This is a genomic window from Nocardiopsis salina YIM 90010 (assembly GCF_000341025.1).
Classification (GTDB): Bacteria; Actinomycetota; Actinomycetes; order Streptosporangiales; family Streptosporangiaceae; genus Nocardiopsis; species Nocardiopsis salina.
The window spans coordinates 43005-56612 of the sequence record NZ_ANBF01000190.1 but is presented as its reverse complement, the minus strand read 5'-3'; the positions used below and the strand labels follow the sequence as shown (position 1 = coordinate 56612).

13 protein-coding genes and 1 pseudogene are annotated in these 13608 nt (G+C 68.1%); 10 read left to right on the top strand and 4 right to left on the bottom strand.

Going from position 1 to position 13608, the window contains the following annotated elements; genetic code table 11:
- Positions 1-51: 51 nt before the first annotated feature.
- Positions 52-447, bottom strand: a complete 396-nt coding sequence (locus D474_RS0122055) for a DUF6221 family protein (RefSeq protein WP_017615663.1) — start codon at positions 445-447, stop codon at positions 52-54.
- Positions 448-562: 115 nt separating this feature from the next.
- Complete coding sequence (locus tag D474_RS0122050; RefSeq protein ID WP_017615662.1) at positions 563-1420, bottom strand: NmrA family NAD(P)-binding protein; 858 nt, start codon at positions 1418-1420, stop codon at positions 563-565.
- Between the two features lie 168 nt (positions 1421-1588).
- On the opposite strand from D474_RS0122050, the gene D474_RS0122045 reads away from it, so the two are divergent.
- Positions 1589-2167, top strand: coding sequence for a TetR/AcrR family transcriptional regulator (locus tag D474_RS0122045; protein ID WP_026118704.1), 579 nt, complete (start codon positions 1589-1591; stop codon positions 2165-2167).
- 123 nt (positions 2168-2290) lie between these two features.
- Here D474_RS0122045 and D474_RS29625 read toward each other — a convergent pair whose 3' ends face one another.
- Together D474_RS29625 and D474_RS30610 are read right to left on the bottom strand one after the other, a co-directional pair.
- Positions 2291-2692 (bottom strand): helix-turn-helix domain-containing protein, encoded by a 402-nt coding sequence (locus D474_RS29625; RefSeq protein WP_017615660.1) that lies wholly within the window; start codon positions 2690-2692, stop codon positions 2291-2293.
- Positions 2693-2826: 134 nt separating this feature from the next.
- The gene (locus D474_RS30610) at positions 2827-4017 is read right to left on the bottom strand and encodes a sigma-54-dependent transcriptional regulator family protein (RefSeq protein WP_017615659.1); all 1191 of its coding nucleotides are present in this window, start codon (positions 4015-4017) and stop codon (positions 2827-2829) included.
- 245 nt (positions 4018-4262) lie between these two features.
- Here D474_RS30610 and D474_RS0122030 point away from each other — a divergent pair, with 245 nt between their 5' ends.
- From D474_RS0122030 to D474_RS0121995, 9 genes and pseudogenes are all read left to right on the top strand, one after another.
- On the top strand, positions 4263-5906 hold the full coding sequence (locus D474_RS0122030) for a flavin-containing monooxygenase (protein WP_017615658.1): 1644 nt from the start codon (positions 4263-4265) through the stop codon (positions 5904-5906).
- Between the two features lie 50 nt (positions 5907-5956).
- A pseudogene (locus D474_RS33950) lies at positions 5957-6607 on the top strand (aldehyde dehydrogenase family protein); the annotation flags it as partial.
- 28 nt (positions 6608-6635) lie between these two features.
- Positions 6636-7298, top strand: a complete 663-nt coding sequence (locus tag D474_RS33945) for an aldehyde dehydrogenase family protein (RefSeq protein WP_275040807.1) — start codon at positions 6636-6638, stop codon at positions 7296-7298.
- Positions 7299-7329: 31 nt separating this feature from the next.
- The gene (locus D474_RS0122020; RefSeq protein WP_017615657.1) at positions 7330-8379 is read left to right on the top strand and encodes a 2,3-butanediol dehydrogenase; all 1050 of its coding nucleotides are present in this window, start codon (positions 7330-7332) and stop codon (positions 8377-8379) included.
- Between the two features lie 108 nt (positions 8380-8487).
- Positions 8488-9261: an SDR family NAD(P)-dependent oxidoreductase gene (locus tag D474_RS0122015; protein ID WP_017615656.1), complete on the top strand. Its 774-nt coding sequence runs from the start codon at positions 8488-8490 to the stop codon at positions 9259-9261.
- 365 nt (positions 9262-9626) lie between these two features.
- Positions 9627-10520: a LysR family transcriptional regulator gene (locus tag D474_RS0122010; protein WP_017615655.1), complete on the top strand. Its 894-nt coding sequence runs from the start codon at positions 9627-9629 to the stop codon at positions 10518-10520.
- A gap of 10 nt (positions 10521-10530) precedes the next feature.
- Complete coding sequence (gene dctP, locus D474_RS0122005) at positions 10531-11628, top strand: TRAP transporter substrate-binding protein DctP (RefSeq protein WP_017615654.1); 1098 nt, start codon at positions 10531-10533, stop codon at positions 11626-11628.
- Complete coding sequence (locus D474_RS0122000; protein WP_083931914.1) at positions 11613-12191, top strand: TRAP transporter small permease; 579 nt, start codon at positions 11613-11615, stop codon at positions 12189-12191. Before dctP ends, D474_RS0122000 begins: the two co-directional genes overlap by 16 nt.
- Positions 12184-13587, top strand: coding sequence for a TRAP transporter large permease (locus D474_RS0121995; RefSeq protein ID WP_017615652.1), 1404 nt, complete (start codon positions 12184-12186; stop codon positions 13585-13587). The genes D474_RS0122000 and D474_RS0121995 overlap by 8 nt, the downstream gene beginning before the upstream one ends.
- Positions 13588-13608 lie beyond the last annotated feature (21 nt).

The following is a 13608-nucleotide window of genomic DNA, read 5'->3' as shown; positions in this document are numbered from 1 at the left end:
CGCCCCGACTGACGGCTCGCACGCCCGCGAGGACGGGCCCTTCGGGCCCTGCTACCGGGGCCGCCATGCCTCGCGGTAGTCGGGGTGGTCGGCGAAGGGCAGGGCCAGCAGCGGCAGCACGAGGTTCCGGTACTCCGACAGCAGGGCGTCGCGGTCCGGGCTCTCGACCAGACCGGCGTTCAGGAGTTCGTAGCGTTCGAGCAGGCGCCGCTCGCACTCCAGGGCCTCGAGCACCCGGTCCGGGTCGTGGCCCGCGATGTGCTCGGACCGTGCGCGGTCGGCCGCGTCGTCGCCGCTGCCGGTCCGCGCGACACACGCACCCGCTGCGCTGTCGACACGATCGGGCCAGGCCGACCATGCACGGGCAGCGGCGCTCGGGCCCGCGTCGAGGGCGCCCCGCCAGCGCTCGTCGATGCGCGCGCGTACGAACGAGACCAGTGCATCCACGCCTTTTCCCCTCCGGCTGCCGACTGTGTGTGTCCCCTGATTCCAGCAGAGCACCGGAGCGGGCCGCCCTCCGGGGCCGGGGCAGCCCGACGCGACGGCCCCGACCGCGTGCCGTTCAGTACCCGGTCTGCTCGGCGAGGCGGTCGGCGACCCCTCGGGGCTCACGGCCCAGGAGCTCGGCGAGCAGCGGGTCGTGTTGCGCGAAGTGACCCGCGCGGGTGGCGCGGAACATGGTGAGCATGAACCGGGCAGTCGGCTCCGGAACACCGCCGGCCGTCTGATCGGCGACCCACTCCTCGTCGTCCATGACGACGCGTTCGATCGTGCGGCCGCTGAGTCCGGAGGCGATCGCGGCGAAGTCGTCGAGCGTGACGGCCTCGCCGGCGATCAGGGTGATGGCTCCGTCGTAGGAGCGCTCGCCCGTGAGAAGGACCGCCGTGGCCTCGGACAGGTCCGCGGGGGCGGTCCATGGGACGGGCCCGTCCGCCGGGGCGGCGATCACCCCGGTCTCCTGCCACGGACCGAGCAAGGGGGCGAAGCTGTGGCCGAAGAACCCGTAGCGCAGTGAGGTCCACCCGACCCCCGAATCGGCGAGGATCTCCTCGGTGGCGGCGTGGATGGCCGCCGGAGGGTAGGGGCCGTCGGTCGCAACGCCCTGCTGGCTGGTGTACAGGATCCGCCGGGCGCCGGCTGCGACTGCGGCCTCGATCGCGTTGCGGTGCAGAGCCACCATGTCGGCCGAGGGGTCGTTTCCGGAGACCAGGAGCACCTGGTCGGCGCCGGCGAAGGAGTCCCGCAGGGCGTCCGGGTCCTCGTAGGAGCCCTGCCGAACGCGCACGCCGCGGTCCGCGAAGTGCTGGGCCTTGGCGGTGTCGCGCGCACTGATGCCGATCCGGTCGGCAGGAAGGCGCTCGAGCAAGTGCTCGACGGTGGCTCCGTTGAGGGCGCCCGTGGCGCCGGTGACGACGATCATGTTCGTGGCCTCCCCCGGGCTCCGCGCTGGTGGCGCTGCCCGTGCTGACGGCTGACCCGGAGAATCATAAATTGACCGCCGGAGTCAGTTTCACTGGTTCCGCCGACCGTAGATAAACTGACCCAACGAGTCAAGTTGTGGTGGCGACAGTGAGGGACGGTGCGGACCATGGCCGGTGCGACACCCGGGAGGTCGGGGCTGCGCGCCGACGCCCGGCGCAACGCCGAACAGATCCGGCGTGCGGCGATCGGCGCTTTCCAGGGCCGCGGCCTGACGGTGCCGCTGGACGAGGTGGCCAGGGCGGCGGGGGTGAGCAAGGCAACGATCTTCAACCGCTTCGGCGGCCGGGTCGGGCTCATCGAGGCCGTCATCGAAGAAGTGGTCGCCAACGACTTCTACGCCCTCATCGACCGCACACGGGCCCTGGAGAACGCCGGCGAAAGGCTGACGTACTACTTCACCGCGATCCGCGACCTCCAGTACCGCCGGCCCACGGCCAACGACGTGCTGCTGCAGGAATACCCCCATTCACAGCAGCTCATGGACATCTGCGATTCTGCGGGCGAGATCAGCAGCGAGCTCGTCGAGGCGGGCCATGCGTCCGGCACCCTGCACCCGGAGTTCACGACGGACGACCTGCACGCACTCATGGTCGACAACGCGCTCGCCCTCAAACACGGTGCGCTCCCGCCCCGGGACGCCTACGACCGCCGAACCGGCTTCCTTCTCGACGGCATCCGCGGGTGAGAGCCACCCGCTGCAGGGAGCCAGGGCCCGGGCCACCACCCAGGCACCCCTCCCTCCTGAGCCGTCCACTCCGTGGCACCCGCGACCCCCTGCCGCCCTGACTCGCAACAGGGACGACGTGGCTCAGAGGAAACGCTCGTCGGCATCGATCCCGAGCCGACGGAGGCGCCGGTACAGCGTCGTCCTTCCGATACCCAACGCCGCTGCGGCCTCGGACTTGTTCCCCTCGGCAGTGCTGAGAGCCCTGATGATGGCCTCGCGCTCGGCCGTCTCGAGCGGAGTGAGCCGGCGCCGCGGCGGTGCCTGCCGGAGGTGCTGCGGAAGGTGTCGGCGCTGGATGAGCGGGGCCTGCGCATCGCCCACCACTGCCGCGATCGTGTCGGAGAGTTCCGCGAGGTTTCCCGGCCAGCTCCACTGCACGAAAGCCTGCAACGCTGCCGGCGTCAGGGTGTGCCGGCCGTGCGGGTCGGCGCGACTGAGGACCTGTTTGACCAGGCCGGGGATCCGTTCCGGGGCTCGGGACAAGGCAGTGGTACGTCTTGCCGGCCCGATCTCGTCGACCAGGGCGCGGACGGCTGTGCACGCCTGTTCGCGGCATACCGTCAGGGAAAGGGTGCTTGCGCGGCGCCCTGCGGACGAGGCCGCCCGGTGTCGGCTGATCAGGTGCGCCAACGGCGGTACTCGTGCTCGGGCACGTTCTCACAGCGCCGGACGAGTACGTCTGTTCCGTCTGCAAGGAGATCGGAGATCTCGGGCCAAGGTGTGGGCGTCCCTTGCGCGACGGTCACGCTCTCGAAGCCCCCTCCACTCCCCTGGTTCGCATGGAGCTCCTCGACGGCCGTGGCGCGGCCCGAACCGCGTGGCCCCTCGACGATGAACAACCCGTGGTCGATGGGTTCGTCCGCGGCTGCAGCGGGGGCGGGACCCTGACGAACCGAGCAGGTACGGTTCCCGCCTGCTTCGTCCGGGGCGGAGAAGTGGAGGACGAAGTGGGCTCGCGGGCCACCGGTCACCCTTCGTGCCAGCACTTGGGAGGCCGCCCCGTCGAGCGAGAAACGTGCGGTCTCGCTGCTCGACCAGTCGTGGGCATTGACCAGTTCCCAGAGCGTGACGTGGGAATCGACGCTCACGTACGGCAGACCCGGCGTGTTGACCAGTATGGACTCGTGATCCATCACCACGGTCGGCCGGTCGGAGCTCCTGAACCGCATGAACGACATGGCCAGCGCGAGGTCCTGGGGCCGGGCCGAGCTCCGCAGCCGCTCCTCGATCTGGTTGCCGATCTCCAGGGTCAGCGACAACATCATGGGGTTGGCCACTTCGATCGGGCCCCCGACCGAGACCGAGCCCAGCACCGACCCAGCAGGAGTGCACACAGGAGCCGCTGCACAGGCGAGGTCTGCGAGGGCTTCGTTGTAGTGCTGGCTTCCCTCGACGTAGACGGCGCTCCGCTCGACCATCGAGGTCCCGAGACCGTTGGTCCCGACGGAGTCTTCGGAGTAGTCGAACCCTTCCGCCGCGTGCACCCGGTCCAGACGCCTGAGCACGCTGCTGTCGCCGGCACGGCGGGAAACGATGTTGCCGGCGCTGTCACTGAGGAAGACGGTGGCACCGGTGTCGGCCAGTCGGTGCTGCCAGCGGTCGAGTACGGGCGCCGCGGCCCGGCACAGGATGGATTCGGTGTCGATGTCCCGGTAACGCCGGGAGAGTCCTGTGGTGTCGACGCTGTTACCGATCGACCTGCGCCAGCTCCGGAGGATCAGGTCGGGCACCACACCCTCGGCCCGGACCTCGCCGCGGAGCCCGGCGCGCATGAGTTCCTGCCGGGTCTCCCGAACCACGTCTGGCATCGAACCTCCTCCTGTGCCGGCTCAACTCTGCACGTGGCCTTTGGGCAACTGTGCCTTCCGAGCCGACGCAGCTCCAATACGCGATGTGCCGGGGAATATTTCATTCCGGGTATCAGCGCGATGAACAGCACGTTTCGGGCTGTGTTTCAGATCGGAACACCACCCCTCCGGCTTGCTCTCCCACCATGGTGCCACGAACGTGATCCGCGCCACACGGACCGATCAGGTCAGAGGAGACAAGCACCATGGGAGACAGTCCCGGCCGGACTCGCCACATCGACGCACTCGTCGTCGGCGCGGGTTTCGGCGGCATCTACGCGCTGCACAAGCTGCGCAACCGACTCGGCCTCGACGCGGTGGCCGTCGACAAGGCCGGTGGGGTGGGCGGCACCTGGTACTGGAACCGGTACCCGGGTGCGCTGTCCGATTCCGAGAGTTTCGTCTACCAGTACTCGTTCGACAGGGACCTCTACGAACAGAATCCGTGGAGGACCAAGTACGTCACCCAGCCCGAGATCCTCCAATACCTCAACGGGGTCGTCGACCGCTACCGGCTGCGTGAGCACTTCCGATTCGAGACAGGCGTGACAGGGGCCGAGTTCGACGAGGATTCCGGAACCTGGACCGTACGCACCGACCGCGACCTGGAATTCCGATGCCGTTTCCTGGTGACCGCGGTGGGCCTGCTCTCCGCTACCAACCTGCCCCGCATCCCCGGCATCGAGGACTACCGGGGCCGGGTCGTGCACACCGGGGCCTGGCCGCAGGACCTCGATCTCACCGGCAAGCGCGTCGGCGTCATCGGCAACGGGTCCACCGGAGGCCAGGTGATCACGGCGATCGCCCCTGTCGTCGAGCACCTGACCTCGTTCCAGCGCACGCCGCAGTACACCGTGCCCGCAGGCAACAGGGAACTGACCGCCGCGGAGAGACGATCACACCGCGAGAACTTCGAGGACAACTGGGAGCAGGTACGCAACTCCAGCGTCGCCATGGGCTTCGAGGAGAGCGCGGTCCCCACCTTCAGCGTCTCCGCCGAGGAGAGGGAGCGGGTCTTCCGACGGGCCTGGGACGAGGGCGGCGGCTTCCGCTTCATGTTCGAGACGTTCAGCGACATCGCCACCGATCCGGCCGCCAACGAGGAAGCGGCGGCGTTCATCCGCCGCAGGATCGCAGAGGTCGTCGAGGACCCCGAGGTCCGGCGAAAACTCACCCCCACCGGCGTTTACGCGCACCGGCCGCTGTGCGACTCCGGCTTCTACGAGACGTTCAACCGCCCGAACGTCAGCCTGGTCAACGTCAAGGAAACACCGATCGTCCGCATGGCCCGCGACGGGATCGTCACCGACGACGGCACCGTGCACGAGCTGGACGTGTTGGTGTGCGCCACCGGGTTCGACGCCGTGGACGGGAACTACAAGCGGGTCGACATCCGCGGCCGGGACGGGAAACTGCTCAAGGACAGCTGGGCCGACGGGCCGACCAGCTACCTCGGTCTCGCCACCAGCGGGTTTCCGAACATGTTCATGATCCTCGGTCCGAACGGCCCGTTCACGAACCTGCCACCCTCGATCGAGACACAGGTGGACTGGATCACCGAGACCGTCCGGCACATGCTCGACACGGGCATCTCCTGGATGGACGTCGACCCGGAGACCGAGGCCGCATGGACCGAAACCTGCGCCGACATCGCCGGCCAGACACTGTTCCCGCAGGCCGCCTCCTGGATCTTCGGTGCCAACGTCCCCGGCAAGAAGCGCACCGTCATGTTCTACCTGGGCGGGCTGAAGGACTACCGCGCGCTGTTGGCCGAGGAGTCCTCCGCCGCCTATCCGGGCTTCGCCAAAGTCACCTGCTCTCCCGTACCGGCCGCATCCGGACCCGCTTGAACCCCCGCGCGAGCAGCCGACGCGTCAGAAGCGCCACGAAAGGAACAGAAGTGACCAGGTACGCGACCGTCGACCCGACCACGGGCAAGCTGGTGCGCGAATTCCCCGTCGCCTCCGACGCCGAGGCCGAGCAGGCGCTCGAACGTGCCGCCGACGCCTACCACGGTTGGAGCGGGACCGAACTCACCGAACGTGCCGCGGTGCTGGCCCGTACGGCCCGGCTCTACAGGGAGAACGCCACCGATCTGGCCGAGCTGATGACGTCGGAGATGGGCAAGCCGATCGCACAGGCGATGAGCGAGGTCGAACTGTCGGCCGAGATCTTCGACTACTACGCCACCACCGGCCCGGAATTCCTCGCCGACGAAGAACTCGACATCGCCGGATCCGGTAGAGCCGTGGTGCGCACAGCCCCGATCGGGCCTTTGCTGGGCATCATGCCGTGGAACTACCCCTATTACCAGGTGGCCCGGTTCGCGGCGCCGAACCTGCTGCTGGGAAACACCGTCCTCCTCAAACACGCCGGGAACTGCCCGCAGCAGGCGCTGCGTATCCAGGAGATCGCCGAATCGGCGGGGACACCGGACGGCGTCTACCAGAACGTCTTCGCCGACACCGACCAGGTCGCGACCATGATCGCCGACCCGAGGCTGCAGGGTGTATCGCTGACCGGGTCCGAACGGGCCGGCAGCGCCGTCGGCGCACTGGCCGGCAAACACCTGAAGAAGTGTGTCCTGGAGCTGGGGGGATCGGACCCGTTCCTNGGCCTCGGCTGCCGCCACGGGGCGTTTCGCCAACACCGGGCAGGCCTGCACCTCCGCGAAACGGATCATCGTCGAGGCCTCGGTGTGGGACGAGTTCCTACCGGCTTTCCTGGCCGAGGCCGGGAGATGGCAGACCGGGGACCCGAGGGACCCCGGGACCCGGCTCGGTCCGATGTCCTCGCTGTCGGCCCGCGAAGTGCTTGCCGAGCAGGTCGCCGATGCTGTCGCCCGGGGGGCCACACTCCACATGGGAGGGAGGGTCCCCGACGGCGACGGCGCGTTCTATCCCGCGACGGTCCTCTCCGGGGTCGATCCTTCGATGCGCGCCTACCACGAGGAGCTGTTCGGCCCGGCGGTCGTGCTGCACGAGGCGGAGTCCACGGATGCGGCCGTCGAACTGGCCAACGATTCACCGTACGGACTGGGAAGCACCGTCTTCGCCCGGAACGAGGCCCAGGCCGACACGATCGCCGACCGGCTCGACGCAGGGATGGTGGGCATCGGAACCACCGTCAAGAGCGCCCCGGACCTGCCCTTCGGCGGGGTGAAGAACTCCGGGATCGGACGCGAACTCGGCCGCTTCGGTCTCGACGAGTTCGCGAACAAGAAGCTCATCCGGATCGCCTGAAGACGGTTCGGCAACGACGGCAGGAGGAGACATGCGCGCAGCTGTCTACCACGGAAACGGTGACCTGAGGATCGAGGACGTCCCCGAACCGGCCCCCGGGCGAGGACAGGTGAAGGTGCGGGTGAGCCGCAACGGCATCTGCGGCACCGACCTGCACGAGTACTACGACGGGCCGGTCTTCGTCCCACCGTCCGGTCCGCACCCGCTGACGGGCAGGAGCATGCCGCTGGTCATGGGGCACGAGTTCTCCGGTGTGATCACCGAGATCGGGCCGGGCGTCACGGATGTACAGGAAGGTACCCCCGTCACCATCGAGCCGATCTACCGCTGCGAGCAGTGCAGGGCGTGCCGCACCGGCAGCTACAACGTGTGCGCCACGATCGCCTTCCACGGGCTCATGGCCGACGGCGGCATGGCCGAGTACACGGTGGTCCCCCAGCACCAGGTCCACGTGCTGCCCGACGGCGTACCGGTCGAGACGGGTGCCTTGGTCGAGCCCATGGCGGTCGCCCACCACGCGGCCGTGAAGGGGCAGGTGGACGACCGGAGCAGGGCACTGGTCTACGGAGCCGGGCCGGTCGGCATCGGCATCTGGTTCGCCCTGCGCGGGATGGGGCTGACCGAGATCGACATGGTCGAACCGTCGGCCACCCGCCGCAAGGCGGTCGAGGCGCTCGGTGCCCGGACCCTCGACCCGTCCGACGTGGACGTACCGGCTCTGATCGCCGACCGCACGGACGGCGAAGGCGTGGACGCCGCCTTCGACGCGGCGGGTGTCGCCCCCGCGATCGAGTCGGCGGTGCAGTGCGTGGGCGAGCACCGGCCGCTGGTCAGCGTCGCGATATACGACAAACCGCTGGTCACCCCGCTGATCCACTTGGTGCTGCGGGAGCGCCGCATCCAGGGGACCCTCTGTTACACGCGCGACGACTACCGCGCCGTCATCGACCTCATGGCCCGCGGCCACTACGACACCACCGGCTGGGTCGACACCGTGCCGCTCAGCGACGTGGTGGAGCAGGGCTTCGAGGAGCTGCGGGCGGGGCGGCGGATGAAGCTCCTCGTCGACCCCGCCGGCTGAGCCGCCGAGCTTCCTCGTTCAGCCCCCGGCGCTGTCGGTCGCTCCCGGGGCGCCGCGCCCGAGTCCGCACGAACGTTCCAGAACCACCCGATCCGGCAGGAGAAGGCCATGACCGCTGCACACGTCACCGGTGCCGCCCAGGGCATCGGCAGGGCGATCGCACTGAGACTCGCCCGGGACGGCCACGACGTGGCCGTCTCGGACCTGCCCGACAAGCAGGACCTGCTCGAAGCCACCAGCCAGGACATCTCCGCCCTGGGTGTGCGTTCGATCGCCCTGACCGGCGACGTCGCCGAAGCCGCATCGGTGTCCGACCTGGTCAGCGACACCGCGGACCGACTCGGCTCGCTGGACGTGATGGTGGCCAACGCGGGGGTCGCACAGACGAAGGCACTGCTGGACGTCACTCCGGACGAGTACGACCGCGTGCACGCGGTCAACGGCCGCGGCATCTTCCTGTCCTACACCGAGGCCGCTCGCCAGATGATCCGTCAGGGAAACGGCGGCAAGATCATCGGTGCCTGCTCGATCGCGGGGCACAAGGGGTTCGGTCTGCTGGGTGTCTACAGCTCTTCCAAGTTCGGCGTCCGGGCACTCACACAGGCCGCTGCCCAGGAATGGGCCGAGCACGGCATCACCGTCAACGCCTACTGCCCCGGCATCGTCGACACGCACATGTGGGTCGAGGTGGACCGCGACCTCGGTGCCATCAACAACGTGGGCAGGGGTGAGTCGATGCGGGCCATGGCACAGGGCATCACCCTCGGACGTGTCTCCACCGGTGCCGACGTGGCGGGTCTGGTCTCCTATCTGGCCGGACCGGACTCCGACTACATGACGGGGCAGTCCGTGCTCATCGACGGCGGGATGCTGTTCACCTGAGCACGCAGCGGTGAGTGGAGGGAGCGGGGCACCCGGCGGAGGGGTCGGGTGTCCCGCTCCCTCCTGTCGTGGCCCCGACCCGCCGTCGGCGGACCGCCGCGCCCGCACACCACGGCACCGCGCTCCCCGTACGTGAGCCGGTATGCGAATGAACGGCTCACCGGGCGCACCGGTTCTCCACCCGGTCGGGAAAGCATCCGTGTCCGGGGCGTCCGCACCTGCCCATAGCGCGTGACCGGACTTCCCATTGATTCACCCTCCGAATGAATCAAGTGATATTTGGACATTGTGCCGTATGACACTCCTGGTTAGGCTCCAAGAGTCGGCCCAGGACACCTGGAATTAACAGGAAAGGAGGGTTGAAGATGGACCTGCGTCAACTCGCGTACTTCGCAAAAGTCGCCGAGCACCGGCACTTCGGACGCGCGGCCGAGGAACTGCACATCACACAGCCACCGCTGTCCCAGACGATTTCTGCGCTGGAGCGAGAACTCCACGTCACTCTCCTGGACCGCACCACCCGTCGCGTCGAACTGACCGAGGCAGGCCAGGCCCTCCAGACCCACGCAAAGGACATCCTGGGGCTCGCCGAAGCCGCCAGGAGCGAGGTCGTGGAGATGGCCGAGGGGTCCCGCGGCACGATCAGGATCGGAGTCATCGGCTCGGCCATGTACTTGCAGCTACCAGCGGTCGTGCACGCACTCCGAGGCGCCTTGCCCGAGGCCGGGATCCAGGTTGTGCCCGAGTACTTCACCTCGCCCCAGATGCGGATGCTGAGCGACCACCTCTTGGACATCGGGCTCGTCCGCAACTCGGCCCCCGACGACACCATAGACACGGCCTTCCTCGGCTACGAATCGCTCGCCGTGGCAGTGCGTGACGACGACACCTTGGGCCACACCGCCACACGCCAGGAGCTCGGCGGCCGCAGCGTCCTGTGTTACCCGGCGGACCAGTCGGTCATCGGGCGGCTGGTCCAGAACTCGTTGAAGGACGGTTCCACCGATCCGCCGACCTTCATCGAGGTTCCGCACACCTCCAGCATGCTGGCCATGGTCGCCGCCGGCGTCGGTGTCGCGGTGATCCCCGAATCCGCGACCGTTCTCCAGCTCCCCGGCGTGCGCTACGCCCGTGCAGGAGGGCTCCCCCGAATCGGCCTCGAAGCCGCATTCCGCAGAAGGGAAATGAGGCCCTTGGTGCGCGCAGCGGTCGAGGTCATCGAATCAGTCGAAATCCCTCGACTCTCGGATCATCCCTAGGAGCATTCACATGGCACCGAAGCCCCGGCAGAGGTGTGCCCGATTCGCCGCCGCCATGGCGGGAATATCGGCCCTGACCGCCTGCACGCACGGCGTTGCGTCCGACGGAACGAACACGACAGAGATCGAGTTGGCCACGTTCGTCGGGCCGAGCACCCCCTACGGTGAGGCGCTGACAGAATTCGCCGAACAGGTCTCGGCGGAGACGGACGGAAGGGTCGACCTGAAGATTTTCTGGGACGGCTCCCTGCTCCCCGGCGAGGAGATCCTGGACGGGGTCAGCACTGGGCGCGTGGGCATGGGTTACGTCAACACGTCCTACCACCCGACCGAACTGCCTCTGTCTCAGTTGGTTTCGGTCCCCTTCCAGACAGGCGACACCGCCACCGCCCAAGCCGCTTGGAACGAGCTGCTCGAGACCGACGAAGCCTTCGCCGCGGAGTGGCAGTCCAACAACGTGGTGAACCTGGGGATCCAGTCCGTCACGCCCATGATCATCAGCGGCCCGGAGACACCGACGGGTATCGAAGAGCTCTCGGGACAGCGGGTCCGGGCCACCGGCCACACCGCCCGCGCCGTCCAGCTGGCCGGTGGCAGCCCCGTCGGACTGACCATCAACGAGCTCTACGAATCCCTGGAACGCGGGGTCATCGACAGCTACACGTCGATGAACCTGGGCACCGTTCCTTCCCTCAGCCTGCACGAAGCCTCCCCGCACATAGCGGACCCGGGCCTCGGTATCTACTCCATCGTCGGGCTGGTCGTGAACCAGGAGACCTTCGACGGCCTGAACGGAGCAGACCAGGAAGCGCTCGGCGCCGCCGGACGCGACCTGGGCGACAACTACCTCGAAACCGTCGAGCGCGTCGAGGACGAGGCCTGTTCGACCATCAGGGAGGCCGGCGGCAGCGTCACCGTCTGGGACGGGCCCGAGGTCGACGCGTGGCGGGACCTCGTCGGTGACGAGCTGATGAACGACTGGGAGTCGGATGTCGCCGAAACCGGGGCCGGTACCGAGGGCGAGGAGTTCGCCGCAGCGTACGCCCGGGCGATCGAAGCGAATCCCACCGACGGCGAAGGGGCCCTGGACCGATGCGCGAACCAGTGAACCTCCGCCCCGGGCGCGCACGCTGCGTCGGCACCCTGGTGAGCCGGTACACCACCGTCCCCCTCGGCTGCTTCGCCGCGTTCGTCACGGCAGCACTGCTGGTGCTGACCCTGACCGATGTCGCTCTGCGGACGCTCCTCGGGCGAGGCATCGACGGCACACTCGAATACACCGAGACGCTGCTGGTCATCGGTGTATTCGCCTCCCTTGCCCATGCACAGGGCACCGGCGCCCACATCGCCACCTCCGTGGTGACCTCCAACGTCTCAGCGATACTCGCGCGAACGCTCAACGCCGTCGTCGGCGGAATCGGAGCCCTCGTGCTGTCGATCACCGTCTGGGCGTCCTGGGACCGCTTCCTGCACTCGCTGGCGACGAACGAGTACGCCCTGGGCGTCGCTCGGATGGACCTGTGGCCTGCTCGGCTCGCCGTGGCGGTGGGCCTGGGGATCTACCTCTGCGAATACCTGCGCACCATCCATCGCGGCCCTTCTCGCCTGTCACTCGTCGAGGAAGGGCGCTCGGAGTTCGAGCACGAGGCGAAGCGGGCCGAAAATGCCTGAAGGCATCGTCGTGGCGATCGCGATCGTCGTCCTGCTGCTGTTCATCGTCTCGGAAGTCCCCGTCTGGGTCGGCCTTCTGTCCTCCGGGGCGGTCGGGCTGCTCCTGCTGGACGGCTTCACCCTGACCGCCGATGCCCTGGGCACCACCGCGTTCAGCATGGTCTCGAACTACTCCCTCTTCGTCATCCCGATGTTCATCCTGATGGGCGTCCTGGCGAGCAACTCGGGCATCGCGTTCGACATCTACGACGTGGCCCGCCGTACGACGCAGAAAGTCCCCGGCGGGCTGGGTGTGGCCACGGTCCTGGCCGCCGGCGGGTTCTCCGCCGTCACGGGTTCCAGCGGTGCCACGGTCGCCACGGTCGGCAAGGTCGCCGTCCGGGAGATGACGCGCAACGGTTACCGGGCCGACCCCTCCGCAGCCCTGGTCGCGGCGGGCGGAACCCTCGGTGTCCTGATCCCTCCCAGCATCATCCTGGTGGTCTACGGGTCACTCACGACCCAGTCCATCGCGACCCTGTTGCTGAGCGCAGTCGTCCCGGGGCTTCTCACCTTGGCCGCCTATGCGGTCACGGTCGTCGTCCTCCACAAGGCCGGAAGGCTGACCCTGGACGACCGCTCGGATCCGACGGACCTTCCTTCGGGGACTGCGGGGGCGGACACCGCCCGCTGGAAGAGCGGCGTCGCGTCGGCTCGGTCCGACGTCGAGCCGAGGACCCGGGTGCCCCGGAAGAGCATCGCCGGAACCGGGTACATCCTGTTGCTGTTCACGATCGTGATCGGCGGGATCTACTCCGGGATCTTCACTGCCACCGAGTCGGGCGCCGTCGCAGCGGCCACCGGCGTGGTGATCCTCGTCGTCAGAACCCACCAGCGGGGAGCCCGGAGGACGGCGTCGGCCGTCCTGGACTCCTTCAAGGAGGCGACGGCGATGTCGAGCATGATTTTCGGCCTGCTCATCGGCGGTTCGGTGTTCTCCTACTTCCTCGTGAAATCCGGCCTTCCCTCGACCGCGGCCCAGATGGTCGACGACGCCGGACTGAGCAGCTATGCGCTTCTCGCCGCAGCACTACTCATCATGCTGGTCCTGGGCTTCTTCCTCGATTCCCTGTCCATCCTGATCATCGCCATCCCCCTGATGTACCCGATCATCTCCGCAGAAGGGCTCGACCCGATCTGGTTCGGCATTCTCACGGTGAAGGCGATCGAGGTCGGCCTGCTGACGCCCCCCTTCGGGATCAACGTCTTCGTTGCGCTCGGAACCTCCAGAAAAACCACCCTCGACGGGATCTTCCGGTCGGTACTCCCCTTCATCGGAACCGAAATATTCGTCATCCTCCTTCTCATCGCTTTCCCGAGCCTGACCTCATTCCTGCCGTCACTCGTCGGCAGCTAGTTACACGACACGAAAGTGGGA